Source organism: Microbacterium sp. BG28, from assembly GCF_034044005.1.
Classification (GTDB): domain Bacteria; phylum Actinomycetota; class Actinomycetes; order Actinomycetales; family Microbacteriaceae; genus Microbacterium.
On sequence record NZ_JAXCHA010000001.1, the window covers coordinates 1,036,567 to 1,062,760 of the forward strand.

General features: G+C 66.5%; 29 protein-coding genes and 1 tRNA gene. 24 read left to right on the forward strand and 6 right to left on the reverse strand.

Features of this window, described 5'->3' with window-relative positions:
* Window positions 1–39: 39 nt before the first annotated feature.
* The 4 genes from SK224_RS05255 (at window position 40) to SK224_RS05270 (ending at window position 3,256) form a co-directional block, all read left to right on the forward strand.
* Window positions 40–876: an alpha/beta hydrolase gene (locus SK224_RS05255; RefSeq protein ID WP_320433704.1), complete on the forward strand. Its 837-nt coding sequence runs from the start codon at window positions 40–42 to the stop codon at window positions 874–876.
* A gap of 108 nt (window positions 877–984) precedes the next feature.
* A complete protein-coding gene (locus SK224_RS05260; RefSeq protein WP_320433705.1) occupies window positions 985–2,025 on the forward strand; it encodes an aldo/keto reductase in 1,041 nt (346 codons plus the stop codon).
* A gap of 35 nt (window positions 2,026–2,060) precedes the next feature.
* Window positions 2,061–2,366: a hypothetical protein gene (locus tag SK224_RS05265; protein WP_320433706.1), complete on the forward strand. Its 306-nt coding sequence runs from the start codon at window positions 2,061–2,063 to the stop codon at window positions 2,364–2,366.
* Entirely contained in the window at window positions 2,363–3,256 is an 894-nt protein-coding gene (locus tag SK224_RS05270) for an ROK family protein (protein ID WP_320433707.1), read from the forward strand. Before SK224_RS05265 ends, SK224_RS05270 begins: the two co-directional genes overlap by 4 nt.
* Window positions 3,257–3,330: 74 nt before the next feature.
* On the opposite strand, the gene SK224_RS05275 is transcribed toward SK224_RS05270, so the two are convergent.
* The gene (locus tag SK224_RS05275; RefSeq protein ID WP_320433708.1) at window positions 3,331–3,462 is read right to left on the reverse strand and encodes a hypothetical protein; all 132 of its coding nucleotides are present in this window, start codon (window positions 3,460–3,462) and stop codon (window positions 3,331–3,333) included.
* Window positions 3,463–3,615: 153 nt separating this feature from the next.
* On the opposite strand from SK224_RS05275, the gene SK224_RS05280 reads away from it, so the two are divergent.
* Window positions 3,616–4,476, forward strand: a complete 861-nt coding sequence (locus tag SK224_RS05280) for a hypothetical protein (protein ID WP_320433709.1) — start codon at window positions 3,616–3,618, stop codon at window positions 4,474–4,476.
* Between the two features lie 48 nt (window positions 4,477–4,524).
* Here the strand turns inward: SK224_RS05280 and SK224_RS05285 are convergent, their stop codons facing one another.
* Window positions 4,525–5,451, reverse strand: coding sequence for a DUF368 domain-containing protein (locus SK224_RS05285; protein ID WP_320433710.1), 927 nt, complete (start codon window positions 5,449–5,451; stop codon window positions 4,525–4,527).
* An 89-nt stretch (window positions 5,452–5,540) separates the two neighbouring features.
* Between SK224_RS05285 and SK224_RS05290 the strand changes: the two genes are divergently transcribed.
* The 7 genes from SK224_RS05290 to SK224_RS05320 all read left to right on the forward strand — a co-directional run bounded on the left by SK224_RS05290 (window position 5,541) and on the right by SK224_RS05320 (window position 17,856).
* A complete protein-coding gene (locus SK224_RS05290; RefSeq protein WP_320433711.1) occupies window positions 5,541–7,034 on the forward strand; it encodes an SDR family NAD(P)-dependent oxidoreductase in 1,494 nt (497 codons plus the stop codon).
* A gap of 265 nt (window positions 7,035–7,299) precedes the next feature.
* Window positions 7,300–8,946, forward strand: a complete 1,647-nt coding sequence (locus tag SK224_RS05295) for a class I SAM-dependent DNA methyltransferase (RefSeq protein ID WP_320433712.1) — start codon at window positions 7,300–7,302, stop codon at window positions 8,944–8,946.
* Window positions 8,933–10,081: a restriction endonuclease subunit S gene (locus tag SK224_RS05300; protein WP_320433713.1), complete on the forward strand. Its 1,149-nt coding sequence runs from the start codon at window positions 8,933–8,935 to the stop codon at window positions 10,079–10,081. Before SK224_RS05295 ends, SK224_RS05300 begins: the two co-directional genes overlap by 14 nt.
* 72 nt (window positions 10,082–10,153) lie before the next feature.
* Window positions 10,154–11,473: a hypothetical protein gene (locus tag SK224_RS05305; RefSeq protein ID WP_320433714.1), complete on the forward strand. Its 1,320-nt coding sequence runs from the start codon at window positions 10,154–10,156 to the stop codon at window positions 11,471–11,473.
* Window positions 11,470–12,690, forward strand: coding sequence for an exonuclease domain-containing protein (locus tag SK224_RS05310; protein ID WP_320433715.1), 1,221 nt, complete (start codon window positions 11,470–11,472; stop codon window positions 12,688–12,690). Before SK224_RS05305 ends, SK224_RS05310 begins: the two co-directional genes overlap by 4 nt.
* 3 nt (window positions 12,691–12,693) lie before the next feature.
* Entirely contained in the window at window positions 12,694–15,873 is a 3,180-nt protein-coding gene (locus SK224_RS05315; protein ID WP_320433716.1) for a type I restriction endonuclease subunit R, read from the forward strand.
* Window positions 15,874–15,903: 30 nt separating this feature from the next.
* Window positions 15,904–17,856, forward strand: a complete 1,953-nt coding sequence (locus SK224_RS05320; protein WP_320433717.1) for a DUF262 domain-containing protein — start codon at window positions 15,904–15,906, stop codon at window positions 17,854–17,856.
* A 906-nt stretch (window positions 17,857–18,762) separates the two neighbouring features.
* On the opposite strand, the gene SK224_RS05325 is transcribed toward SK224_RS05320, so the two are convergent.
* The 4 genes from SK224_RS05325 to SK224_RS05340 all read right to left on the reverse strand — a co-directional run bounded on the left by SK224_RS05325 (window position 18,763) and on the right by SK224_RS05340 (window position 20,989).
* A tRNA-Gly gene (locus tag SK224_RS05325) sits at window positions 18,763–18,833 on the reverse strand.
* 76 nt (window positions 18,834–18,909) lie between these two features.
* Window positions 18,910–20,082 carry a tyrosine recombinase XerC gene (xerC, locus tag SK224_RS05330; protein WP_320433718.1) on the reverse strand — a complete coding sequence of 391 codons (1,173 nt, stop codon included), beginning with the start codon at window positions 20,080–20,082 and terminating at the stop codon, window positions 18,910–18,912.
* Window positions 20,075–20,515 (reverse strand): ImmA/IrrE family metallo-endopeptidase, encoded by a 441-nt coding sequence (locus SK224_RS05335; protein ID WP_320433719.1) that lies wholly within the window; start codon window positions 20,513–20,515, stop codon window positions 20,075–20,077. Before SK224_RS05335 ends, xerC begins: the two co-directional genes overlap by 8 nt.
* A 21-nt stretch (window positions 20,516–20,536) precedes the next feature.
* Window positions 20,537–20,989, reverse strand: coding sequence for a helix-turn-helix transcriptional regulator (locus SK224_RS05340; RefSeq protein WP_320433720.1), 453 nt, complete (start codon window positions 20,987–20,989; stop codon window positions 20,537–20,539).
* A 130-nt stretch (window positions 20,990–21,119) separates the two neighbouring features.
* Here SK224_RS05340 and SK224_RS05345 point away from each other — a divergent pair, with 130 nt between their 5' ends.
* From SK224_RS05345 to SK224_RS05400, 12 genes are all read left to right on the forward strand, one after another.
* Window positions 21,120–21,350, forward strand: a complete 231-nt coding sequence (locus SK224_RS05345) for a helix-turn-helix transcriptional regulator (RefSeq protein WP_320433721.1) — start codon at window positions 21,120–21,122, stop codon at window positions 21,348–21,350.
* Entirely contained in the window at window positions 21,347–21,547 is a 201-nt protein-coding gene (locus tag SK224_RS05350) for a helix-turn-helix domain-containing protein (protein ID WP_320433722.1), read from the forward strand. Before SK224_RS05345 ends, SK224_RS05350 begins: the two co-directional genes overlap by 4 nt.
* A gap of 471 nt (window positions 21,548–22,018) precedes the next feature.
* Window positions 22,019–22,231, forward strand: coding sequence for a hypothetical protein (locus SK224_RS05355; RefSeq protein WP_320433723.1), 213 nt, complete (start codon window positions 22,019–22,021; stop codon window positions 22,229–22,231).
* A complete protein-coding gene (locus SK224_RS05360) occupies window positions 22,228–22,653 on the forward strand; it encodes a hypothetical protein (protein WP_320433724.1) in 426 nt (141 codons plus the stop codon). Before SK224_RS05355 ends, SK224_RS05360 begins: the two co-directional genes overlap by 4 nt.
* A gap of 118 nt (window positions 22,654–22,771) precedes the next feature.
* Window positions 22,772–23,704: a YqaJ viral recombinase family protein gene (locus SK224_RS05365; protein ID WP_320433725.1), complete on the forward strand. Its 933-nt coding sequence runs from the start codon at window positions 22,772–22,774 to the stop codon at window positions 23,702–23,704.
* Window positions 23,701–23,880, forward strand: coding sequence for a hypothetical protein (locus SK224_RS05370; protein WP_320433726.1), 180 nt, complete (start codon window positions 23,701–23,703; stop codon window positions 23,878–23,880). Before SK224_RS05365 ends, SK224_RS05370 begins: the two co-directional genes overlap by 4 nt.
* Complete coding sequence (locus SK224_RS05375) at window positions 23,877–24,263, forward strand: hypothetical protein (RefSeq protein ID WP_320433727.1); 387 nt, start codon at window positions 23,877–23,879, stop codon at window positions 24,261–24,263. Before SK224_RS05370 ends, SK224_RS05375 begins: the two co-directional genes overlap by 4 nt.
* Entirely contained in the window at window positions 24,260–25,039 is a 780-nt protein-coding gene (locus tag SK224_RS05380) for a hypothetical protein (protein WP_320433728.1), read from the forward strand. Before SK224_RS05375 ends, SK224_RS05380 begins: the two co-directional genes overlap by 4 nt.
* A 4-nt stretch (window positions 25,040–25,043) precedes the next feature.
* A complete protein-coding gene (locus SK224_RS05385) occupies window positions 25,044–25,496 on the forward strand; it encodes a hypothetical protein (protein WP_320433729.1) in 453 nt (150 codons plus the stop codon).
* A complete protein-coding gene (locus SK224_RS05390) occupies window positions 25,496–25,657 on the forward strand; it encodes a hypothetical protein (protein ID WP_320433730.1) in 162 nt (53 codons plus the stop codon). Before SK224_RS05385 ends, SK224_RS05390 begins: the two co-directional genes overlap by 1 nt.
* Window positions 25,654–25,833 carry a hypothetical protein gene (locus SK224_RS05395; protein ID WP_320433731.1) on the forward strand — a complete coding sequence of 60 codons (180 nt, stop codon included), beginning with the start codon at window positions 25,654–25,656 and terminating at the stop codon, window positions 25,831–25,833. Before SK224_RS05390 ends, SK224_RS05395 begins: the two co-directional genes overlap by 4 nt.
* Window positions 25,833–26,156 (forward strand): hypothetical protein, encoded by a 324-nt coding sequence (locus SK224_RS05400; RefSeq protein WP_320433732.1) that lies wholly within the window; start codon window positions 25,833–25,835, stop codon window positions 26,154–26,156. Before SK224_RS05395 ends, SK224_RS05400 begins: the two co-directional genes overlap by 1 nt.
* The last annotated feature ends 38 nt before the right edge of the window (window positions 26,157–26,194 follow it).

Sequence of the window (26,194 nt, forward strand, 5' to 3'; positions counted from 1 at the left end):
CCTCAACGACGGCGAAACAAGACACCCTGGAGGCTTGCCATGGCTTACGTGACCACCGAAGACGGCGCAGAGATCTACTTCAAGGACTGGGGCAGCACCGATGCCCAGCCCATCGTGTTCCACCACGGCTGGCCGCTCTCGTCCGACGACTGGGACGCCCAGATGCTGTTCTTCCTCAGCAAGGGCTTTCGCGTCATCGCGACCGACCGCCGCGGCCACGGCCGTTCCTCGCAGATCGGCACCGGCCACGACATGGACCACTACGCGAGCGACGTGAACGCGGTCGTCGAGCACCTCGACCTGCACAACGCGGTCCACATCGGACACTCGACGGGCGGCGGTCAGGTGGCCCGCTACGTCGCGAAGTACGGCGAGCCCCAGGGTCGCGTCGCCAAGGCGGTGCTCGTGTCGTCCGTGCCGCCGCTCATGGTGCAGACCGAAGCGAACCCCGAGGGCACGCCGATCTCGGTGTTCGACGGCTTCCGTGAGGCGCTCGCCGCCAATCGTGCGGAGTTCTTCGAGGCCGTCGCATCCGGGCCTTTCTACGGCTTCAACCGCGAGGGCGTCACCCCGTCGCAGCCCGTCATCGACAACTGGTGGCGTCAGGGCATGACCGGCAGTGCGCTCGCCCACTACCTGGGCATCAAGGCGTTCTCCGAGACCGACCAGACGGAGGACCTGAAGGCCATCACGGTTCCGGTGTTCGTCATCCAGGGCGACGACGACCAGGTCGTCCCGTACAAGGATGCGGCGCTCAAGCAGCACGAGCTGCTGCAGAACTCGACACTGAAGATCTACGAGGGCTACCCGCACGGCATGCTGACCACGCACGCCGACGTGATCAACCCCGACATCCTGGCTTTCATCCAGGAGTGACCCCCTGACACCCGGCCCCGGCCCGCAGTCCGCTGCATGCCGGGGCCGGGTGTCGTCCGGGTGTGGCAGGCTTGCGAACTGCACCCCTTTCCCTCCCGAAGGATCGTCATGCCCATCGCCGCCGATGACCCCCGCCTGCTCTCGCCGTACATCGCGAAGGCGACCCGCTACGACGATGTGCCGTTCGCGCGAGCCGGCGCCAGCGGCGTGCGTCTGCCCCGTGTCTCGCTCGGGCTGTGGCAGAACTTCGGCCGAGGTCGGTCGATCGAGGCGCAGCGTGAGATCCTCCTCCACGCGGTCGACCGCGGCGTCGTGCACATCGACCTCGCGAACAACTACGGCCCGCCCTACGGCGCGGCCGAGACGACGTTCGGCACCGTGCTCGAGAGCGACCTGCGCCGCTACCGCGACGAGCTGTTCCTGACGACGAAGGCCGGATACGACATGTGGCCGGGGCCGTACGGTGACGGCGGATCACGCAAGTACCTGATGCGTTCGCTCGAGCAGAGTCTCACGCGGATGCGCACCGACTACGTCGACGTGTTCTACTCCCACCGCGTCGACCCCGAGACGCCCCTCGAAGAGACGATGCAGGCGCTCGTCGACATCGTGCGCAGCGGCAAGGCGCTGTACGTCGGCATCTCCAACTACCCGGCCGAGCTCACGCGTCGCGCCCACGCCCTGTTGGCCGCGGAAGGTGTGCGCCTGCTCGTGCACCAGCCCCGCTACTCGCTCTTCGACCGCACCCCCGAGGCGAAGCTCTTCCCCGCGCTGCGGGAGCTGCAGGTCGGCAGCGCCGTGTTCTCGCCGCTGGCGCAGGGTCTGCTGACCGCCAAGTATCTCGACGGCACGGTCCCGGCCGACTCGCGCGCCGCCGACAGTCACTTCCTCAACAGCAGCGCGCTCACCGACGAGTACCTGCGCCGCATCCGTGGCATCGACGGCGTCGCACGGGATGCGGGTCTGTCGATCCCGCAGCTCGCGATCGCGTGGGTGCTGCGCGACGAGGTCGTGACCACCGCGATCATCGGTGCCTCGCGCCCGGGCCAGATCGATGACGCGATCGCCGCGAGCAAGGCGGAGCTCTCGCCCGAGGTCGTCGCCGCGCTCGACGAGTTCGCCGCGCCCGTCGGCGGCTCGGTCAACTGACGCGGGTTCACCGCGGGCACCTCACCCGCGGCAGGATGGACGCGGAGGCACGAATGTCGCGAAACGACCAGAAGAAGCTGGCGCAGCACCGGCGGATCGTAGAGCTGCTCGAAACCGAGCCGCTCTACGTGATCACCCGGGCGCTGCAGAACGTGCCGCGCAAGCGCGAGACCACGGAGGGCGGAGCACGCGCGGCCGTCGAACGCTGGAATGCGCTCCTGCGCACGCACGACGTCGACGGCCTGCGGCAGGCGCTCCTCGGCGACGATGACGAGAGTCGCGCCATGCGCAACAATTCGGTGTTCGGCGGCATCGTGCCCCGCGACGAGGACGCGACGTGAGTCGTGTGCTCGTCGGCATCGAGACCGGCGGCACCAAGATCGTCTGCGCCGCGGCGCCGGAGGGCGACCCTCGCCGCATCCTGAGCCGGAGCTCCGTGGCGACCGGTGCGCCCGACGCCACGCTCTCCGCAGTCGGCGCCTTCATCCGGTCGCTCGACGACGAGATCGCCGGGGTCGGGATTGCGGCCTTCGGTCCGCTCGACCTCGACCCCGCCTCGCCGACCTACGGATCCATCACCTCCACACCGAAGGCGGGGTGGGACGGCGTCGACGTGCTGGGCCGCATCCGCGCGGCAGCCTCGGGTGCCCCCGCCCGCATCACGACCGACGTCACAGGGGCCGCCCTCGGCGAGCTGCAGTGGGGCGCCGCGCAGGGCGCGAGCGACGTCGCCTACGTCACCGTCGGCACCGGTGTGGGTGCCGGGCTCATCGCGGGCGGCCGTGCGCTGGTGGGCACGGGGTGGCCCGAGATCGCTCACCTTCCCGTCGCACGGCACCCCGACGACGTCTTCGCGGGTATCTGCCGCTTCCACGGCGACTGCCTCGAGGGCGTCGCGTCGGGCCCTGCTGTCCGCGCGCGCAACGGCGTCGACACCCAGGAGCTGGATGCGGCCTCCCGGGCGAAGAGCAACGAGATCACTGCGTTCTACCTCGCCCAGCTCGCCGCCACGCTGTACTTCACTCTCGGCATCGAACTGATCGTGTTCGGCGGCGGCGTGCTCAAGACGCCCGGGTTGATCGAGGCTCTGCAGGAGGCCGCCGCCGTGCGCGTGGGTCCCGCAGGGGCGCGGGGCTCGTCACGGGACCTCGCCATCGCCCGCACCGAGCTCGATGGCGAGGCCGGGCTCTACGGCTCTCTGCTGCTCGCCGAGCAGGCCGCCGCGGGCTGAGCCCCCGCATCAATCTGCGGTGATGGGGGAAATGTATGAGAACGCTGACAGCGGTTGTGGGTGGGACGCCCACCTCAAAGCACGGCGAGTGTTTCATCTGGGCTGGTGACGCAGAACATGCAGTTGTCGCAGTCGACGCTGGCGGCTCCGCGCAGGTGGGTAGAGATGGCGGTGAGCGTAAACCGCGCATTCTTGTTCTGAGCCATGACGACCATGACCATATCGGCGGTGCGGTGGCCCTCATCAAGGCTGCTCGAGGGACTCTCCGGCAGCTTTGGGTTCCGGCTGAATGGGCCATCCTCGTTCGACAAGTGGCTAGCACCGATGCATCCAGCATCGCGGGAGCCGCAGAGAGTTGGGTGACGCTCGATGAGGTGGAGCGCGAGGTGGCGATTCAGCTTGTAATCACCGCTGACGAGGAGCCTCGCGTCGGGCTTGAATCGCAGCTCTCGGCGGCTAAGCGGAACCTCGAGTCGTGGAACTCAGTCGACGTCAATGCCCCGCGCAGTTCCCAGTCGCTCAACGCTCTCCTCCATGAGAGACCACCCTACGGAGCGAGGGGCTGGTCAGAAGTGTTGAGGCGCGTCCAGAAACGTGCACGGGCGCTCATCAGGATCTTTGATGAAGCGATTCTTCATCAAGTGCAAATCCGCTTCTTCTCTGTGGATCTCGCCCGGGAACTCGATGGTCGTCATTGGGAAAGCAGCGGTCAGTCTGGCGTTGTGACGATCGCGAATGCGCTGGAGGCGCCTCATGCGCTCGCGGTTCAGATACCGGCAGGCATTCCGTATGCGTTTGCGCTCACCCACTTGACTGTTCAGAATCGTCGCGCACTGTGCACCCTTCTTTGGACCAAAAAAGCTATGCCGTCGCCCAGCGTTCTGATCTGGAGTGACACCGATGGGCAGTGGCTTTGTAGCGCCCGTAGGCGGGGTTTCGCGGAAGTGACTGCGAAACTCCTGGCTTGTTCCGCACCGCATCATGCGTCTGCGAACGATGCTCACAATGAGGTTTGGGTAGAGATTTCAGCTGCGCCCGCTGATTTGATTGTTTTGAGCGCGGGTGGACAAGCCAATCAGCGTGTCCGTGCCGAGTACAACGCTAAGAAGAAGAACCGGTGTTGCACGTGGTGTCGTGCTGTGGCCAACCAGTACCAGGAGGTGTCGATCTCATTCGAGAGCGACGCTAGGTTGCAGCAGGCCTGTATCGGTCGGCACTAATCGGACGAGGAGCGAATGCCGCGGGAGAACACCGCGCACCAAAGGGGTCTACGCCGAGCGCCGCGCTCGTCGGTCGAGGGTCAGCTGCGTCGCCACGACCGCCAGCACGACGGCGGCGCCGGCGGCGGCCAGCAGGACCGGGCTCAGGATGTCTCCCGTCGGCGCGGTCGTACTGCCTGCCGCATCCTGCCAGGGCCAGAGAGCCCGGAGGGAGCCGAGCATGAGCCCGGTCATGATCGCCAGCATCGTTGCGTGGAATCGGGTGAGCAGCATCCGCAGGATGTTGACGAACAGGCTGAGGCCGACGACCGCGCCGATCGCGAAGGCGAGGATGTAGGGCACGTTGCGCTCGTTCAGGGCGACGAGCGTCGTCTCGTAGAGGCCGAACACGAGCAGCAGGAAGGCACCTGACAGGCCGGGGAGCACGAGAGCGCAGACGGCGACGGATGCGGCGAGGGCGACGACGGCGAGCGGCGGATCCTCGAGGGTTCCCGACGGCAGGCCGGTCAGGAAGAAGGCGGCGACCGCCGCGCCGAGGGCGACAATGGCGAGGCGCCAGGTCCAGTCGCGTCCCAGCATCCGGATCGGGATGAGCAAGGATGCGGCGATCATGCCGCCGAACACCGCGCGGGTCTCGGTGGGGAAGTCCTGCACCAGCGGGGCGAGCAGCTTCGCCCCGAGGACGACCGCGAGCACCATCCCCAGGAGCACCGGCACGACCACCGCCCAGCGCACGGCGCGGAAGTGGGAGGCGGCGCGCGCCAGACCGTTGCGGCGGAAGACGTCGGTCAGCGCGAGCGTGCCGCGCACGACGTGACTGGCCGCTTCGATGAGCGTGGCGTAGACGCCCACGATGAGGGCGACCGTGCCGCCGCTGACCCCCGGAACCACCTCCACCGCGCCGATCAGGGTGCCGCGGACGAGATCCACGGCGGGTCGGAGGGGTGAACGTCGGTCGGCAAGGGTGTCGGCCATACCTCCCCACGCTACGGGAGGCGTCTGTGAGGGGGCTGCTCGGGCAGGATGGAACCGCATCCCGAACGGCGTGTGGAAGGCGGGCGGACATGGCGGCGGACGAGACCCGGACCTACCCCGAGGGGCCCTGGTATCTCGGCGGCTCTCTCGATGTCTCCGTGTTCCTCGTGCCGGAGCACGAGCTGCCCCCGTTGGCGCTGCCGCGGGGCCGTCGCCCGCTGATGGTGGGACGTCGGGTCGTGGTGGGCGTCGCGTCGGTGCGGTACGTGCCCGGCGGCGTGCTGGCCTACGACGAGCTGCTCGTCGCGATCCCCACCCTCGGTGCGGGCGGCGCGGCGGTGACGATCCCGCAGATCTGGGTGAACAGCGACGCTTCGCGTCGGGGTGGGCGGGAGCTGTGGGGGATCCCGAAGGAGCTCGCCGACTTCTCCCGTTCCGGTTCCGTGACGACGATGAGCGTCGACGGGAGGGACGTCATGAGCGTGCGGGCGCGCCGCGGATCGCCGCTTCTGCCGGGGATGCGACAGATTCCGCTGCCCGTGCTGCAGGTGCTCGACGGCGTGCGCACGCGCTCGGTGAACCGCGTCATCTCGAAGGTGTCGGGTCTGCGGACCTCGTGGCGCTTCGCCGCCGATGGGCCGCTCGGATACCTGCGTGGCCGGCGACCGATCATGAACATCGCGCTGCACGACGGATCGGTCGTGTTCGGCATGGATGTCGAGCGCAGCGCCGAGAGTGGGGATGCCGCGCATCCGGCCGACCGGGGTGTCGCCGTCGTCACGGGTGGCGCGCGGGGGATCGGATATCAGGTGGCACGCGACCTGGGCGCGGCGGGCTACACCGTCGTGATCGGCGACCTGGACGAGGCCGAGACGGTGGCCGCGGCGGAGAAGCTGGGCCGGGGCGCCGTCGGTCTCCGGCTCGACATCACCGACGCCGACCTCGTCTCCACGGTGGTGGACCACATCGAGACGGAGGTCGGTCCGATCTCCGTGTGGGTGAACAACGCGGGCATCATGCCGACGGGGCGGTTCGCGGAGCAGGATGCGGATGTGGCCCAGAAGACGATCGACGTCGACTACACGGCGCTCGTGCGCACCACATCCGCCGTGCTGCCGCGGATGCTGGCGCAACACCGCGGCACGATCGTGAACCTCGCCAGTGCCACGGGGCTGAAGCCGCTCGCCGGTCTCGCCGTCTACTCCGGCGCGAAGGCCGCGGTCATCGGATTCAGCGACGCCCTGCGGCGAGAACTGCGCGGCACGGGCGTGGACGTGCACGTCGTCCTCCCGAACCTCGTCTCTACGCCGATGGGCGCGGGCATCACGCCGCCGAAGGTCTCGCCGGCCGTGACCCCGCAACAGGTGAGCCGAGCGGTGGTCGACGTGATCGGCTCGTCGCGCTTCGCTGTCACGGTGCCGCGGGTTCTGAGTCCGGTGCTTCGCTTCTCGCGGCTGCTGCCAACCGCGGTGCAGGACTGGCTGGACGATGTGATCGGCACCGACCGCATCGGCCTCGGCGGCGACCCCGAGGTGCGCGCCCGCTACCTGCGTGAGGTGGATCAGCGGCTCTCTCGTGCCTGAGGTCGTTGCCGCAGACTTCACGGGTACGCCGGCCGACCCCGGAGCGTGGAGGCTATGGATGCTGCGTCGTGTCGCCCCGCGTATGATCGCACCGCTTCGACGAGCTCTCGCCGACATCGCGACCGCTCGCCGACACCTTAAAGCCCGGGCAGCGCGACTCACCGACTATGCCGCCCTGATCGTCGCTGGTGCGACGTCTGCAGCGGTCGCCATGATCGACTTGGACCACGCCGCGGATGCGGTAGATACGCAGTAAGGAACACCCATGCCCCGCACCCCGAAAGCCGCCCCGGCGCCGTCGACCATGAAGGAGCTGAAGGACACGCTCTGGAAGGCCGCCGACAAGCTGCGCGGCTCGATGGACGCCTCGCAGTACAAAGACGTCATCCTCGGCCTCGTGTTCCTGAAGTACGTCTCGGATGCCTTCGATGAGCGTCGCGCCGGCATCCGCACCGAACTCGCCTCCGACGGGTACGACGATAACCAGATCGCGGAGCTGATCGACGACACCGACGAGTACACCGGGCGCGGGGTGTTCTGGGTGCCCGCCATCGCGCGATGGGGCTATCTGGCCGAGAACGCGAAGGGCATCGGTCCATCGATGGACGCGCCCGAGAAGTCGATCGGCGCGCTCATCGATGAGGCGATGGATGTCGTCATGCAGGCGAACCCGCAGCTGTTGGGCACGTTCCCGCGCATCTTCAACCGCGACAACGTCGATCAGCGCCGGCTCGGTGAACTGATCGACCTGTTCAACTCCGCGCGGTTCACGACGCAGGGCCAGGGCGGGGTTGACGGGCGTCGCGCCCGCGACCTGCTGGGCGAGGTGTATGAGTACTTCCTTGAGAAGTTCGCCGCCGCCGAGGGCAAGCGGGGCGGAGAGTTCTACACGCCCGCCGGTGTCGTGCGGGTGCTCGTCGAGGTGCTTCAGCCCACGCACGGGCGCGTGTACGACCCCGCCTGCGGGTCTGGTGGCATGTTCGTGCAGGCCGAGAAGTTCATCGACGCCCACCACGGCGAAGGATCCGACATCTCGGTCTACGGGCAGGAGCTGAACGAACGCACCTGGCGGATGGCGAAAATGAACCTCGCCATCCACGGGCTCACCGGCAACCTCGGCTCCCGTTGGGGTGACACGTTCGCCCGCGACCTGCATCCCGACTTGCAGGCCGACTTCGTCATGGCGAACCCACCCTTCAACATCAAGGACTGGGCCCGCAACGAGTCCGACCCGCGCTGGCGATTCGGCGTTCCCCCCGGAGGCAACGCGAACTATGCCTGGATCCAGCACGTCCTCTCCAAGCTCGCCCCCGGCGGTCAGGCCGGCGTCGTCATGGCAAACGGGTCGATGTCGTCGAACTCCGGCGGTGAGGGCCAGATCCGCGCCGAGATCGTCGAAGCCGACCTGGTCTCCTGCATGGTCGCACTACCGACGCAGCTGTTCCGCTCCACCGGCATTCCGGTGTGCGTGTGGTTCTTCGCGAAGGACAAGGGGAAGCGTGCCGGCGAGGTGCTGTTCATCGACGCTCGAGGGCTCGGCCACATGGTTGACCGTGCCGAGCGCGCGCTCTCGGATGAGGACATCGCCCGCATCGCCGACACCTACCACGACTGGCTCGGCCGCACCCCGGTCGTTGAGCGAGAAAGCGAAATGACCGAGTCGAAACGCCCGACCGCCTACGAGAACATCCCCGGCTTCTGCTACTCCGCGACGCTCGCCGAGATCAAGGCGGCGGACTACGCACTGACGCCCGGGCGCTATGTCGGAGCGGCCGAGGCCGAGGACGACGGCGAGCCGATCAAGGAGAAGCTCGCACGGTTGCGGGCAGAGCTCGAGGCGCAGTTCGCCGAATCGGCACGATTGGCTGAGGCTGTGCGCGAGCAGTTGGAGCGCGTCGATGTCGTCGGCTGAGCGGAGGCTGTGCCGGCTCGGCGACGTCACGGTCAGCCAGAACTCGCGGCGGCGTCCCGTTAAGAGCACTGAAAGGAGCTCCGGCCCGTACCCGTATTACGGAGCGTCGGGGATCGTGGATTACGTCGACTCTTACCTGTTCGAGGGGCTTCACCTTCTTATCGCAGAGGACGGCGAGAACCTTCGCTCGAGGACCACGCCGGTTGCATTTCTGGCCGACGGCCAGTTCTGGGTGAACAACCACGCTCACGTTCTCCAGGGCAACTCTTTCAGCGACACCCGGTACTTGGCGTACGCAGTCGGGCAGTTGGACCTATCGAGGTACTTGACGGGCTCGACCCAGCCAAAGCTCACCAAAGGCGCGCTTGAATCCGTGATGCTCGACTTGCCGCCCCTCGCCGAACAGCAGGCGATCGCCGAGGTGCTGGGCGCCCTTGATGACAAGATCGCCGCCAACACCGCCCTTGCCGCCAATGCAGAACGGCTTCTTCGAGCCGAGGTCGACGTGGCCTGGTTACGCAGGGAGGACAGATCATCCACGCTAGCTGAGTTCGTTGACTTCAATCCAAAGGTCAGTGTGCCGCGCAGTGAGTCCGCGGTCTACGTTGACATGAAGCGGCTTCCCGAGTCAGGTTGGTCTATCGACGGGTACGACCATCGCGAGCCGCGAGGCGGGGCACGCTTCCGGAACGGCGACACACTTCTCGCTCGAATCACTCCGTGTCTCGAGAACCGAAAGACTGGCTTCGTCGATCATTTGGAGGACGATGAAGTCGGTATTGGCTCAACTGAGTTCATTGTCATGCGCGCGCGCCATGGCATCGCAGCGCCCGTTTCATTTCTCCTGGCTACGGAAGCACGATTCCGAGAGTTCGCGATTCAGCACATGATCGGCACCTCCGGACGTCAGCGAGTGGCTGCTTCCGACCTCGCGGCGTTCGAGTTGCCGACGCCCGACTTCGCTTGGCTGGATCAGTTCGGCGAACGCGTCGATGCGCTCTTCGCCGCGGTTGCTGCGCAAGCACGCGAGAACCGCACCCTTGCCGCGACGCGCGACGCGATGTTGCCGCAGCTGATGTCGGGCAAGCTGCGTGTCCGTGATGCCGAGAAGGCGGCGGCGGAGGCAGGCGCCTGAGCCCCCAGCGACGCCGATACCCGATACATTCAGAAGACTGCACCGTTGCATGAATCTTGGGGGATTCACCGCATGACCGAGTACTCCGAACTCCATGAAGCGCCTGAAAGTGACCCGGGGAGCGAGATCGAGCTGATCAGCGATGGCGACGGGCTCGTCGTCATCGGCCCGCCGGCGGCCGTCGACCTTTTCGTCGCGTCGGCGGGGGTACCCTCACGCGAGCTCGATCTGCGACGACTGAACTCGGCGGTCGCGAAGGGCGGGTCGGCGATACACACCGCCTCGGAGGTTTCGGCCAACGCCGGACGGTGGATGAAGCTGACCGAGGAGTCGGCGCGTGCTGCCCACAGCGCGAATCTCGTTCAGCGTTCGGGTGGGCAGTTCGTCCAAGCCACGACCCGCGGGGCGAGCGGCCAATTCACCAAAAACCTGCAATTCATCAAGCCCGCGAATGCGGGTGCGTTCCTCACCAACCCAGCGATTCTCGCTGGGGTCGGCGGCATCATGGCGCAGTACGCGATGCAGAAGCAGATGGAGGAGATCACCGAGTACCTCGCGAAGATCGACGCCAAGGTCGATGACATCCTCCGGGCCCAGAAAGACGCCGTGCTCGCCGACATGATCGGCGTAGAACTGATGCTCGACGAAGCGATGGTCGTCCGCGCAGAAGTCGGCCGCGTCTCGGAAGTCACCTGGTCGAAGGTGCAAGGCTCGGCCGCGACCATCGCTCGCACCCAGGCTTACGCGCTGCGTCAGCTCGACGCGCTGGCAGAAAAGCTCGAGAAAGAGACAAAGGTGGGCGACCTCGCCGAGCTGTCGAAGCAAGCGCAGGACACGGTCGTCGAGTGGCTTGCCGTCCTTGCGCGCTGCTTCCAGCTGCAGGACGCGATGGCGGTACTGGAGATCGATCGTGTGCTCGAGAGTTCACCCGACGAGATCGATAGTCACCGGCTTGCCTTGCATACGGCGCGTCAGCGGCGACAGGATGCGATCTCAAAGGCCACGTCGAACCTCGTTTCGAGGATGGACGCGGCAGCCACGCGCGCAAACGCCAAGGTGCTGCTGAACCCGGTCTCGGCCAAGGTCGTCGTGAAGGCGAGCAACGAGGTCGCGTCTGGTGTCAGAGACCTTCACCTCATTCTCGGGCTCGCTGACGAGCGTGACCTCCTCGAAGCCCGCCGCTGGTCAGCCGCGGCCGCCGATGCGCGTGATGACATGGTCGGCGCGAGCAAGGCCGGCCTGCAAGCCGCCGGTCGCTTCGGCACCGAGACGCTCGAGAGCGCCCGCCAATCGACAGGGCGGCTGGCAGAAAGGCTCGCGAGCCGGCTCCAGCGCACCAGTGACTCCTCGTCAGCGGATACCGGAAGCCACCTCGAAGAGGAACCATCATGAGCTTCGCGGTCGTCGATTTCGAGACCACGGGCATCCTGCCGTCGTACCACCACCGGGTCGTCGAGATCGGGGTCACGCACGTCGAGGATGACGGCACGATCACCGCGCGCTGGGAGACGCTGGTCAACCCCGAACGCGACCTGGGGCCGCAGAGCATCCACGGCATCCACGCCGCTGACATCCTGGATGCGCCCGTATTCTCCGACATCGCTGCGGAGTTCGCCGATCTGCTGCGCGGACGGGTGTTCGCGGCGCACAATGCGACGTTCGATCTGCGGTTCTTGCACGCTGAGTTCGAATGGGCCGGGTACTCGCTGCACGCCGATACGCCGAGCGTCTGCACGATGGCGCTGGGGTCGAGCTTCGGTCTCGGAGCGTCCTGCTCCCTGGTACATGCATGCGTCACCTGCTCCATCGAGCCCGGCCTCTCGCACAGCGCCGGCTCCGATTCTTACGCGACCGCCCAGCTGCTCTCGCACTACCAGCGGACGAGTTCCACGTGGCCCGGATGGGCAGAGTACTGGCAGCGCACTGCCCAGGCCGGGCGTGCTCACGAGTACCCCTCGGGGCGCCGGACAAGCACAACGGCCAAGCCTCGGTCTGCGGCACCTGTCATCCCCGCGAGCTTTCTCGAGCGAATCTCGACCGAGCCTGCGCGGGGCGCCGTGGAGGGAGCAGCGGCGCAATACATAGCCCTTCTCGACCGCTGTCTGCTGGACGGAATCATCTCGGTGAGCGAAGGCGCCCAACTCGCTGCGGTAGCCACGGAGCTCGGACTCACACGAACTGTGGTCCACGGCATCCACCGCGACTACTTCTTCGAACTTGAACGACGCGCGTGGGCAGACGGAGTGCTGACGGAGGAGGAGAAGGCTGACCTCCGTGCCGTGGGCGCGTTGCTGCAGCTCGATGCGGACGACATTGCTGCCGCCGTCGATGATGTGCGGCCCGAGGCCGACGCCCTCGCCTCGGAAGAATTCGCTCTCGCGACGGGCGATCTGATCGTGCTTACCGGCGACATGGTGCGCCCGCGCGAAGCATGGGAGGCAGAACTGCGCGACCGCGGCTACCTGCCTCACCCCACCGTGACCAAGAAGGTCAAGCTCGTCGTCGCCGCCGATCCTGACTCGCTCTCGGGAAAGGCGAGGAAGGCGCGCGATTACGGGATCCCGATCGTCAGCGAAGACGGACTCACGAAGCTGCTCGAAAGGCGATGATCCATGACCGCGCTGCCTGAATCTGCGTGGGAGCAGGACGCTCTCGAGATGCTCGCCGAGCCGCTGGGGTGGCGACCGGCGAAGGGCGACGAAGTCGCACCTGGGAGCGGCGAGCGCGATACGTGGGATGACCTGCTGATCCGCCCGCGCCTGCTCGACGCGCTCCGGCGGCTCAACCCAGGGATTCCCGGCGAGTACCTCCAGCAGGCGGTCGCGGAGATCGCGGCGCCGAAGTCGCAGGATGCGATCACCGAGAACCACCGCATCCACCAATACCTCGTTGGCGGATATCCGCTGAGCTACATCGACAGCGACGGCATCGAACAGAACCCGCGGCTCCGACTGCTCGGCGCTGAACCGTCCGACAACGACTGGCTCGCGGTGAATCAGCTGACGCTGCGGCGCGGCGACCTGCACCGGCGCTTCGACATCGTGCTGTTCGTCAACGGGATGCCGCTGAGCATCCTCGAGCTGAAACGCGCGGGGTCAGCATCCAGCGGTGTCGCCCCTGCACACGCGCAGCTGCAGACGTACCTGCGTGAGTTTCCGATGGCGTTCCGATTCTGCGTGCTCACGCTCGCGACCGACGGCATTGATGCGAAGTACGGTACGCCGTTCACACCGTTGAACCACTTCGCGCCATGGAACGTCGACGACGATGGCGTGCCGCTCGTACAGCCGCGGATCGAGACGGGTGTATCGGTCGAGCCGATCGACGACGCGCTCAGCGGCCTGTTCAATCAGGAGCGGTTCCTCCAGCTCGTGCGCAACTTCACCGCGTTCGACGAGAACGCCGACGGACTCACGAAGCGCATTGCGAAGCCGCACCAGTATTTCGCGGTGACGAAGGCGGTCGGCTCGACGGTGCAGGCGGTCGAGACCAACGGCAAGGCCGGTGTGGTCTGGCACACGCAAGGGTCGGGCAAGTCCATGGAGATGGAGCTGTACGCGAACCTCGTGTCGCGGCATCCGAAGCTGAAGAACCCCACCGTCGTTGTCGTCACGGACCGCACCGAGCTCGACGGGCAGCTGTTCCAAACCTTCGATCAGAGTCTGCTGCTTGCCGAGAGGCCCATCCAGGTGCGTGAACGCGCGCAGCTGCGCGACGAGCTGCGCAACCGTGTGACCGGCGGCATCTACTTCACGACGCTGCAGAAGTTCGGGCTCACCGAGGCAGAGAAGGCCTCGGGTACACAGCATCCGCTACTGACCGACCGGCGCAACGTGATCGTTGTCGTCGATGAAGCCCACCGCAGTCACTATGACGACCTCGATGGCTACGCCCGTCACCTGCGCGATGCGCTGCCGAACGCGACGCTCATCGCCTTCACCGGTACGCCGATCTCCTTCGCGGAGCGCGATACGCGCACAGTGTTCGGCGACTACATCGACATCTACGACCTCACACGGGCGGTCGACGACGGCGCGACCGTGCCTGTGTACTTCGAGCCGCGGCTCATCAAGGTGTCGCTCACCGAAGGTGCGAGCGACGACGATATCGACCGTGCCGCCGACGAATACACCGTCGGGCTGGATGACACCGAGCGGGCGCGGCTCGAGGCATCCGTCGCCGTCGTCAACGCCGTATACGGCGCGCCAGAACGAATCGAGACGCTCGCAGCCGACCTCGTTCGGCACTGGGAAGAGCGGCGTGAGCGGATGAAGCCATTCCTCGCATCCCCCGGCAAAGCACTGATTGTTGGGGGCACACGCGAGATCTGCGCGCGACTGTACGCGGAGATCGTTCGTCTGCGGCCTGACTGGCACTCCGACGCGCTGGATACCGGCAAGATCAAGGTCGTCTACTCGGGGTCGGCATCCGACCAGCCGCCGGTCAGCGACCACGTGCGCCGAGACTCCGAGAACAAGGCGATCAAGGCGCGGTTGAAGGATGCCGACGACGACCTCGAACTGGTCATCGTCAAAGACATGATGCTGACCGGGTTCGACGCTCCGCCGCTCCATACGCTCTACCTCGACCGGCCGCTCAAGGGTGCCCTGCTGATGCAGACCCTTGCGCGCGTGAACCGCACATTCCGAGGAAAGAAGGACGGGCTGCTCGTCGCGTATGCGCCGCTCGCCGATAACCTCGCGAGCGCGCTCGCGGAGTACACGACATCGGATCAGCAGAACAAGCCCGTCGGCCGGGATGTCGACGAAGCAGTCGCGATCGCGATCGAACTCGTCGCGGAGATCCGCGAGATGCTCGGCGGTTGCGAGTGGCAAGCGATCGTCGCGCGCGGCGGCTCTCGCGCCTGGCGGACAGCAGCAACGACCGCAACCAACTTCCTGCGAGACGCGGCGAGTGCGCTGAACGACCCTGCACTCGCCAACCGCCGGCTGTCGGTGCGGTATCGCACCGCGACCGGTCAGCTGGCTCGGGCGTGGGCACTCGCGTCTGGCCGCGACGGGCTCGCTGAACTGCATGACGAGATCGCCTTCTACGAAGAGGTCCGCGTCTGGATGGCGAAGTTCGACGCCGCCGAGCGACAGTCTCGCGACGAACCGATTCCCGAGGAGATCTCGCGTCTGCTCGGAGCGCTCGTCGCCGATTCGATCGCTCCCGGCGAGGTTCTGGACATCTACGATGCGGCCGGACTTCCGCGGCTCGCACTGGACAACCTCGGCCCCGACTTCCTGACGAAGGCGCAGTCCGCCCCGAACGCGCATCTCGCGATCGAGGCGCTCCGCAAATCGCTGACCGATGCCGGCGTGAGCGCAACCCGCGGCAACCTCGTGCGCCAGCGGGCGTTCTCAGAGCGGATCGCCGAGATCATGAACCGCTACACGAACCAGCAGCTCACATCCGCCGAGGTCATCGCGGAGCTGGTCGAACTGGCGAAGGATGTTGCCGCCGAGGCATCCCGTGGCGCGACCTTCTCCCCGCCGCTTTCGAGTGACGAACTGGCGTTTTATGACGCCGTCGCCACCAATGAATCGGCGGTCGATGTGCAGGGCGAAGACGTGCTCGCGCAGATCGCCCGGGAGCTCGTTGCCGTGATGCGCCGCGACGTCCGCACCGACTGGACCGTACGCGACGACGTCCGCGCGAAGCTGCGGTCGTCGATCAAGCGGCTGCTCGTGAAGTACAAGTACCCGCCGGACAAGCAGCCCGAGGCGATCAAGCTCGTCATGGACCAGATGGAGTCGATGGCGCCAAGATTTGCGGACGAACGCGGATGACCAGAGTCGAAGCACTGACAGATCCACAGTGTGCAGCCACCGCTGGCGGTCGCCAGTCGTCGCAGAAAGGCAAAGAAGTTGAGTGAATCCACGACGAGCTTCACGGCGAGTTCGATCGGCCTCTTGACCCTTCTCAAATCCGGCCACGATGGGCGCTTGCAGCTGCCCGACTTTCAGAGGAGTTGGGTGTGGGATGAGGAACGCATCCGCAGCCTCATCGCGTCCGTGTCCCGAGGATTCCCGGTGGGTGCGGTCATGACGCTCAAGACGGGTGGTGCAGTCGAATTCAAGCCACGTGTTTTGGAGGGAGCTCCGCTCGAGGCAGGGCAGAAAAGTCCTGAGTCACTCCTGCTTGACGGTCAACAGAGACTCACATCTCTCTATCAGGTTCTGATGCGAAAAGAAGTGGTCCAGACCATCACCCCACGCCGTCAAAGAGTCAAGCGGTGGTTCTATCTCGACATCGAGAAGTGCCTGGACGAAACGGTTGACCGCGATGAGGCGGTAGTCAGCGTCCCTGAAACCCGCCGCTTCACGTCAGATTTCGGGCGCGTGATCGAGCAGGATCTGTCGACGCAGGAGCTGGAGTTCGAGCAGGGTATGTTCCCGCTCAGCGCTGTGGTCGGCTGGTCCGACTGGAACCAGGCGTTCGTCAACTGGGCGATGAAGCTCGATGACTTCCAAGAGCGGTTCCGTCGGGTGAACCAGTTCTATGAGCGGATAGTCAAGAACTTCACCGAGTATCTCGTCCCGGTCATTGAGCTCGCTGCAGCCACGAGCAAGGAGGCCGTATGCGTGGTGTTTGAGAAGGTCAACACCGGCGGAAAGCCGCTTGATGCATTTGAACTCATCACCGCGATGTATGCCGCGGACGGCTACGAGCTTCGAAAGGACTGGTACGGGGGCGAGGGCGTCGCGGGTAGACATGAGCGCTTTCGGTCGGCGCTGAAGCTGCCCTCGGCCTCCGAGGGAGTACTCGCCGGAGTAGGGAACACAGACTTCCTGCAAGCGGTCTCGCTCTTTTACACCCGCGATGTCAGAGCGCGTGCGCTCGACGAGGGGAAGAGCGGGAAAGAGTTGCCCAAGATATCGGCGACGCGGCAGTCCCTCCTCGACCTGCCCCTGGAGGCGTACTTGCTCTACCAGTCGAAGGTCGAAATCGGATTCCTTGAAGCGGCAAAGTTCCTGGTGCGCCTTGGGATCTACCGGGTGAAGGACCTTCCGTACCAAACTCAGGTCGTTCCGCTGGCCGCGATCTTGGCTGAGCTCGGCGCGGAAGCTGACTCTCCCGCCGTTATGGAGAAGATTCGCAGATGGTACTGGAACGGGGTGTTTGGAGAGCTCTACGGGTCGTCCACGGAGACCCGGGTGGCTCGCGACTTCATGGAGGTCGTTGCGTGGGCTCGCGGTGGCGAGCTTCCCACAACCGTGCATGAAGCCACGGTTCGTGCGGACCGTCTGCAGACCATGCGGATGAGGCTCTCGGCTGCCTACAAAGGGGTCAACGCGCTGCTCATGCACGAGGGGGCGGAGGACTTCCGTTCGGGGCAGGCCTTCTCGCAGACGATCTTCTTCGACGAGAACGTCGATATTCACCACATCTTCCCTCAGGACTGGTGCAAGAATCAGGGCATCGACCGGAACTCCTACGATTCGATCATCAACAAGACGCCTCTAGCTGCGAGAACAAACCGGATCATTGGAGGGGTCGCTCCTTCTGAGTACATGAGCCGCATTGAGAAGGAAAACACGGAGCTCACGCCCATTGACTTCGATAATCGGCTGCGATCTCATCTCATCGATCCCGAGCTCTTGCGCGCCGACGACTTCTCTGCCTTCATGACGGCACGTCAGCGTGCGCTCGTTGGCCTAATCGCAGCTGCCATCGGTAAGCCCGTCATTTTCACAGATGAAGCTCTACCGGACGAGCAGATCGATGAAGATCCGACCGAGATAGACGCGCTCGGCCCGGAAGTGATCTAGTCCGCATCACCGAATGCTGACCGGCACGAGTCGCCTGCCGTAAGGACGCTCGGCGAGGTAGCCCTGGAGTACATAGGCAGGGCGGCCTTCAACAACCTCTTCGTCGCATGAGTAGTAGTACGGCGGGTGAAAGTGCGCCGGCATCGTCCCCACCGCCTTCTCCACACGCGGCTGCGCCGCGGGTGGAGCCTTGGCGGCGTGGGCCCACCCAAGGGTTCGATTCGCTCTGCCGGTAGATACACGAAGCGGCCCGGACGAGCCGGACCGCTTCGTGTATTGGAGGGGCTGACGGTCCCCGACGCCCTCCACGTCCCGCTGCGCGGGCCGCGGAGCCTCTGCGTCGTGGGCCCAATCGAAGACGCGGGCTTCGCCCGCTCTCGATTCCCGCGGCACTGGAAATGACTGAAGGCCCGGACGAGCCGGGCCTTCAGTCATTTGGAGGGGCTGACGGGAATCGTCCCCACCGCCTCCTCCACACGCGGCTGCGCCGCGCGCGGAGCCTCTGGCGGCGTGGGCCCACCCAAGGGTTCCATTCACTCTGCCGTTACATGGAAATAGCGGCCCGGACGAGCCGGACCGCTATTTCCATCAGAGGGGCTGACGGTCCCCAACGCTTCTCCACACGCGGCTGCGCCGCGCGCGGAGCCTCTGCGTCGTGGGCCCAATCGAAGACGCGGGCTTCGCCCGCTTTCGATTCCCGGCGGCACTGGAAATGACTGAAGGCCCGGACGAGCCGGGCCTTCAGTCATTTGGAGGGGCTGACGGGAATCGTCCCCACCGCCTCCTCCACACGCGGCTGCGCCGCGCGCGGAGCCTCTGGCGGCGTGGGCCCACCCAAGGGTTCGATTCGCTCTGCCGGTAGATACACGAAGCGGCCCGGACGAGCCGGACCGCTTCGTGTATTTGAGGGGCTGACGGGAATCGAACCCGCGCTGTCTGCTTGGGAAGCAGAAGTTCTGCCATTGAACTACAGCCCCGCACTCTGAGTCGCGCGGAATCACGCGGCTCGGGAGGGTGTGACCAGCCTAACCCCTGGATGCGAGAAGGCGAAAGTCACCGTTTACTCTCCGCTTTCACGTTGAACTGCTCGAGCAGCGCCGTGAGGTCGGGTGCATCCATGACCGGCACGGCGTAGTGCTGCTCGGTCGTGAGCAAGCTCGCGTGGCCGAGCTGATGCTGGGCCTGCTCGATGCCGTCGTGGTCGCGCACGAACGTGGCGACGGTCGAGCGGAACTCTTTCGGCACCCGTCCCTCGAAGCGCGTCCCACGGAGCGCGGCGTGCCACTGCGTGCGGAAGTTGTCGGGGATCCGCGGCGTGCCGGTCGACGACGGGAACACGAGCGAGGACACCGACTGCACACGCCTGCGCATGAGCATGGTCACCGCGAACGGCGGCAGCTTGAGGCGGATCTGCTTCCGGCTCTTGCGGCCGTGCTGAATGACCCAGCGGCCCGCGGCGTCCTTCGCCATCGTGTCCTGAAGCGTGAGCGTCGGCGGCGACGTCGTGAAGTCGATGTGCCGCCAGTCGATAGCGAAGATCTCGCCAGGCCGCGCGCCCGTCGCAAGGAACATGTCGACAGGGTCGGCGAGGTCGCTCACGCGGGCTCGGCCGGAGTTGTCCTTGCCGGCGTCCCAGTCTGCGAGGATCGCGCGCAGTTCGGCGACGTCCTCGATGCTGAACACGCCGATTTCGGATGTCGGCTTCGGGACCGGTGCGACGGAGCGCATCGGGTTCGTGTCGATCGCGTCGTGCCGCGCGGCCATGTCGAGCATGCCGGAGAGCAGCACGGTGCAGATGCTCGCGGTCGAGTATCCCGAGTGCTTCGCCTTCGTCTTGATGAACCGATCGAGCTTCCCGACCGTGCACTCTTGCAGTCGCCATTCGCCGATGCCGGCGACGACGTGCGTCGTGAGCACGGAGGAGTAGCGGCGGATCGTTCCGTTCGGGTGCACCTTCGCGTCGCGGAACTCTTGCCACCACATGTCGGCGACGGTGCTCAGGCGAGACTCGCGGGTGATCTCCTCGCCGGAGATCGGGCCTAGACGGTCGCGCATCGCTTGCTTCAGTGCGTCTTCGGCGGCGGTCTTCGTGCGCCCGGTGCGCTGGATGGGTCGCGTGACGCCGTCCACGTCGCGGTAACGCGCGCGCGCCTCGTACTTGCCGGGGGCCAGCTTCTTGACGTTGATCGTGCCCCACGTCTCGAGGGTGAGGGGTGGCCTAGGCATATGCCCTCCTCTCGCGCCGTAGACGCCACTGTGCAGCGCCCAAACGGGCGTGCACGTATGTGACCCCCCGCATGGGTGTCAAGCAGTGCTGCTCGAAGCTGCGAATGACGTCGACGGTCACGCCGAACTCCTCCGCTAGAAACTCGTGGTCCATGCTCACCCGACACAGGGCGGCGTAACGCTCAGGGTCGATCAGTAGACGCGCCGCGTACGCATCCGCTTGACGCTCGTTGGCTTCGCTGTCGCACGTGTGGCCGTGGTGGTGATGGCCGAGTTCGTGTGCGATGACCGAGCGGCGCTCGAAGGCGGTCAGCTTGATATCGAAGTAGATACGAGCCTCGTCGGGTGAGTACATCCCGAGCACGCCCTCCTCGAGGTGCGCTGCGTGCACAGTGAGCCCCTGCTGTGCCGCCAGGTGCAGTAGTGCGCGCATCTGGTCCCCCCGGTAATCGATCTACTTGCGGTTGCCGCGCTTCGCGGCCAAGCGAAGGTCGCCCTTCTTCGGAGGGTTCTCCTCGATGTCGAAGTCCTCATCATCAACGGCGGCGCCGACATCGCGGCGGTTGACGTCGCGGCCAAGCTCGCGGATCACGCTCGCTACTGCCGGTTCCCGGCGGTCGGTAGGGATCGCTTCGATGAGCGTCCCTATCATCGTCAGCCAAAGCTCGGTCTGCGGCTCGAAGGACGGGTCGTCCGTCAGCCCAAACACAGTGAGCACCTTCGCCAGGTTCTCCGCCTGCGGAACCTTCGCGCCAGTCTCGAGCGTGTTGATCGTGGCTCGAGAGACGCCCGCAGCCTTCGCAAGCTCCGCCTGCGTCATGCCCGCTTCCTGGCGGAGGGACTTGACGCGCGAGGCAAGCTCCTGGCGCTCGGCCATGGTCATGTCCGCGAACGATTTCTTTGACATGGCATGAGCCTACAACCATTGATATCAAGCGGTCAAAGCGGCCCAGGATTTGACCTGACGCAGCCGACATGCGGAGAACTTTGACGTTTGGTGCTTGCAGGCATGTCGCCGAGTTCGTAGACTCGGCGACATGCAGGGGCAAGCAACACACACAGGGTCGTCGATCCGCGTTCTTCGCAAGCAGGCGGGGATGACGCTCGCGGATCTCGCGGCGTCGGCGGGGACGGCGATCGCATATCTGAGCCGTGTCGAGACGGGCAAGGTCACACCGACCAATGCCTTCGTCGCACAGGTGACGCGTGCAATCGCGGATCGCCTCGCGGGGGTCACGGAAGCGCCGCGGATGGGGATCGCCGCATGAGCGCAATCGAGTGGCTGACGCCGAAGCAAGCCGCCGAAGTGACCGGGTTCACCGAGGGCACGCTCGCCGCCTGGCGTTCGCGCCGCAAGACGGAGCCCGGCCTCGGCCCCAACTTCCGCAAGGTCGGCCGCGCGATCCGCTATGAGCGCGCCGAACTCGACCGCTTCATCGTGTCGGGCGGGCACGCAGCCGCCTAGACGCTCTCGCTGCCGGGGTCCGCCGGCCGCCCCTCAGACGGGGGCGAGAGCACGCAGTCAGCAGGCCGATTCAGGGCCGTACCGCTGGCACGCATCCGCACATTGACAACTCCACAGGGATAACCCTCACCGAGGGATACGGGGAAGACGGCTCGTCACGCGCTCAGCGCAGGCCGCTCCCAAAACGGACACGAAACGCGATGACGCGCGGGGCAAACCAACGGACGTGTTCAGGACGACAGGTGAGGGGACGAGGGATCAGCGCACCGAACACGCGCGCAGCCTCCATCGGACGGAATGCCGGGACGACCGGCCTCTTGCGCCCTTCCGAGGTGTCGCACCGTGTGACGTGCAGATCCCAGCCCTGACCGACCGGAGGACTCGTGTCCAACGTCGGCAATGCGCGGGTTCGACTCCCGCTCAGGGCACGGGGGTGAGCAGCAGGCGAGCCCATGACGAAAGGACGGGGCCGTGAGCACCGTTGCACCCGCGCCCACCGTGGCGCCCCAGACAGAGCCCGACACGACCCGCGCCGCCCTCGAGCTGGTGGCGGCGCGGCACGGGTTGACCGTCGAGCAGTGGGAGGAGCGCGCAGCGTTCCTCGACCGGCAGGAAGCGCGACACCGCGCGACCGCCAACCTCATGCGGCAGACGCCGCGCTACCGAGAGAGGTTCGCAGCGTGAGCATCCGAATCGCAGTCGAGCGTCGCGCCGCGGCGTTCGCGAAGATCGCGCCCTACATGAGCGAAGAGAAGCGGCGCACGCTCGCCGAGGAGATCGCCGAGGAGCTGCGACCGTTCCGCGCATCGGGTGGCGCGACGCAGCCGGCCGCGCCGGAGCCGGTCGAGCAGCCGCTCCCGCCGATCGTCGATCCGCCGGGAACGCTCAGTGTCGTGTCGTTCCTCGCCGAGCGGGGATTCCAGTCGGCGGCGCTCGTGAAGGCGACCGGCAGGCTCACGTCGATCTTGTCGCGTGAGTGGGTGGCCCGCTACGGCGACGATCCCGAGCACCCGGTGGGGGTCATCCCCGCGACTGAGCGGCCGCTGCTGGAACGTCTCTACGACCAGCACGACCTCGAGCTGCTGCTGCTGTCGAAGGTCGCCTGATGCCCGATCCGTACGCCGTGATCGTCGGCCTCGTCGTGGTGATCCTCGTGTGGGCGTGGCTCACAGATGGACATTTCGACGACGACGACCCGAGCCGCCCTGCCACCTGAGAGGACACATGACCATCACCAAGCCGATCGCGCTCGTCAGTTCCAAGGACGAGAACGCGTGGCACAAGGGGCGCCGATCAGGCGTCACGAAGACCGACGTCGTGCGCCTCATCTCCGGGGGCATCCGCACGAAACAGCAGATCTACGCCGAGAAGCAGGGCGAGGGCCGGTTCCACGGCAATCAGCACACCGAGCGCGGTCATGTGCTCGAGCCTGTCGTGCTCGAGTGGGTCGAACGGAACCTCGGCATTCCCGAATCGGGCACCCTGTACGCGCACGGCGAGAACCGCCGCCACCTCGCCACTCCCGACGCCTACGAGTGGGTCGACGGCGAGGGCTCCCTCGTCGAGATCAAGACGCACTCCGGCTCGTGGGCGACCGGCGTCCCGCTGAAGATCCTCCGCGACATCTACTGGCAGGCATACGTGCTCGGCGCCGGCTATGCCGCGCTCGCGCACTGGGAGGTCGACGAGGAGGGGCAACCGCTCACGATCGAGCCCGAGCTGATCGAGATCCCGCTCGACGCCGACGAGACGGCGCGGCTCATCGCCGCCGCCGAGGACTACCTGGCCTGGGTCGATGCCGGCCGCCCCGAGTTCGACGAGGCCGGCGTGCCGCTCGAGATCCGCGAACTCATCGCCCGCAACGTCGCAGCGAAAGCGGAGATCGACGAGACGGATCGGCTGATTCGCGAGTTCATCGCCGCCGACCCCGAGCGGGCCGAGAAGGGGCTCAAGCTCAACGTTCCCGAAGGGTCGCTGAGCTTCACCGTCTCGACGTCGAGCGAGTTCGACAAGGCCGCCTGGAAGGACGCCAGTCCGAACGCCTACGCGGCGTGGGAGGCCGCGCAGAAGGACCACCGCAAGCCCAAGCAGCGAACCTCGCTGCGCATCGCGCCGCCGGCCGCGGAGGAGCCGGCACAGATCAAGGAGGCCGCGTGAACGGCGACAACATCCCGACCGTCCCTTCCCCGGAGGTCGCCGCATTCGTGGCGACGAACCGAGCGGAGCGTCGCAAGGCAGCGCAGCAGGACGCCCGCGCGGCCCGCCAGGTGCGTCGCCGCAACGTGCGCATCGAGCGCGCCCTGAGCAAGTACCCGGAGGAGTCCGCAGCATGACCCGTCTCACGATCACCGTCGCCTCTGCGCTCGGCATGGCCGAACTCGCGCCCACCGCCCCGGAGGAGCGCGGCGTGCCCGACGAGTACGAGCCGCCGAAGCGCCTCCGCTTCCGCCGCCGCGACCGCTTCCGCCCCCACGGCACCGACAGCGTCGGCATCGTGCTGACCGACCCGCAGCGCAACCGTCGCTCGGTGCAGTTCCGGTATCGGCACGACCCCGACACGGTGCACACCCTCAAGGCGCACGAGTTCAACGAGCGCTTCGCCAGCATCATCCCGATGCGCAAGCCGCAGAAGCAGTCGACGCAGCCGCGCGTGCTGCCGCCGCGCCGCCCACTCCCCGCGGGCCTGATCCCGACCCCCGGAAAGGTGGCCGCGTGACCGACACGAACGAAGACGCCAAGGGGCTGACCGTCGCCGAAGCCCGCGCCGTGGTGCAGGCATCCGGCCAGCTCGAGGGCATCGAGGGGCCACTGTTCCTCGCCGACAACGAGATGGAGTGGCTGCCGTACTTCGTGGCCCGTTACACGCCGGATGCGCACCCGATGGCGGCGAAGGTGATCGTGACGCGCGCGGGCCAGAAGCCGCGAGAGGTCGTGATCTCGTGGGACGAGTACGCCGAGATCATCGAGCCGAATCCTGAGCAGGCGGAGCGCGAGCGCGACTGGAACGCGACGCGTGCTCGTAAGCCGATGTCTGTGTTCGGTGCCGAGGTCGAGCGTCACGCCTACCGTGTGGTGTTCGCGGACATCGTCGAGCCGCTGATCGCCGCCAAGCGCGCCGCGCCCGCGCCGGTCACGGTAACCAACATCGTGAACGCGACGCAGGCCGACGTCGTGCCGGACGGTCGCGACTGGCTCGCCGACGTCGACAACGCGACCACGCCGCAGGAACTCGACGTGCTCCACGAAGAGGCGCGCGAGGCGGGCGTGCTGAAGCTCAACGCCCCGCTGATGAGCGCGTTCTCGAAGCGGCTCAGCGAGCTGACCGCGAAGGCGCCCCCTGCGCCTCCGGCCACCCCCGCCGACATCGTGCTGCCGAGCGCTGCCGCGCCGTCGCCGCTCGCTGTCGCCCGCGCATCGAAGCCGCTCACCGCGAGCGCTCCGCCGCAGCGGGACCGCAAGCGCCGCCGGCCGCAGAAGCCGCAGGCGGCGTAACCGGATGGCCTACACAGTGCCCGGCACGGGCGAGGTGCTGCCGATCACCGAAGGGTGGACGCAGCTCCGCGCCCGTGCCGAGCGCATGCGGGAGTACAAGCCGGAGACGCCCGCCGAGGTCGACCGGCTCATGCGCGGGATCGAGGATCTGAGCTTCGAGCTGGCCGACTTCCTCGTGGCGGTGAACAACGAGCGCTATGACGCGGAGATCGCTTACTCGAAGCGCAAGAACGCGGCCCTTGCCAAGTACGGCGAGGGGCAGCGTTCCGTCACCGTCGCGAAGGCGCTCGCCGAGAGCGACGCAGAGGCCGAATACCGCGACTGGCTCGCGAAGAAAGCGATCTACCACCACGTCGAGGACATCTCGAAAGCACTCAGCACGAAGCACTACGGGCTGATGAACACGAACAAGGGCATCCAAGCGCAGCTCGGAAGCGCCCACCGGAGGGGTATCTAGTGGCAAAGAACAAGGATCAGAAGCGCGCCGAGGCGGCCGAACGGCAGGCGCGTTACGACGCGATGCCGACGTTCGACAAGCTCGCCGTCGTGCACGCGCGACCCGGAGAAGCGGGGCGTGAACGAGCCAGACTGCTGAAGCGAGTCGGGGTAGCCTCATGACGCTGTATCTCAAGCTGTCGCGGCGCCGGGCGCTGAGGCTTTGGCGCACGCGCAGCGACCTCCGCTCCCGGTTCCTCTGGCGCCTCGGGTTCTTCGCGCTCGCTGACTGGGAGCTTGAACTCCTTGCAGAGGGGGACAAGACCCAGCGCGTCGTTCGCTGGCACGTCTACACCTGATGCGTCGCGACACGGTGTCGGCGTACCGGCGCCGAGCACGAGACACCGAGCTGAAGGTCGATCAGTCCGTTGCGGCGGTGCAAGCCGAGCGCGACGCGGACTGGCAAGCGCGAAAGGCTGCCGCACAGCAAGCGACGACCGCCGAACGGGACCGCACGCCGCCGAGCCGGGCGGAGCTTGTCGGCGCAACGCTCGTGCGCGACCGTTACGGCTGGCACCGCATTGCCAAGGTCAACAGGACGACCGTCGATGTGTACATCGGGCCGGGCGTCACGAAGCGGCTTCAGGTCGACCGCGTTCTCGAGGCGAGTTCGTCCCCCTGAGCGGCCGTCTCATCCTCACCGGGCGCACGCTCGCCGAG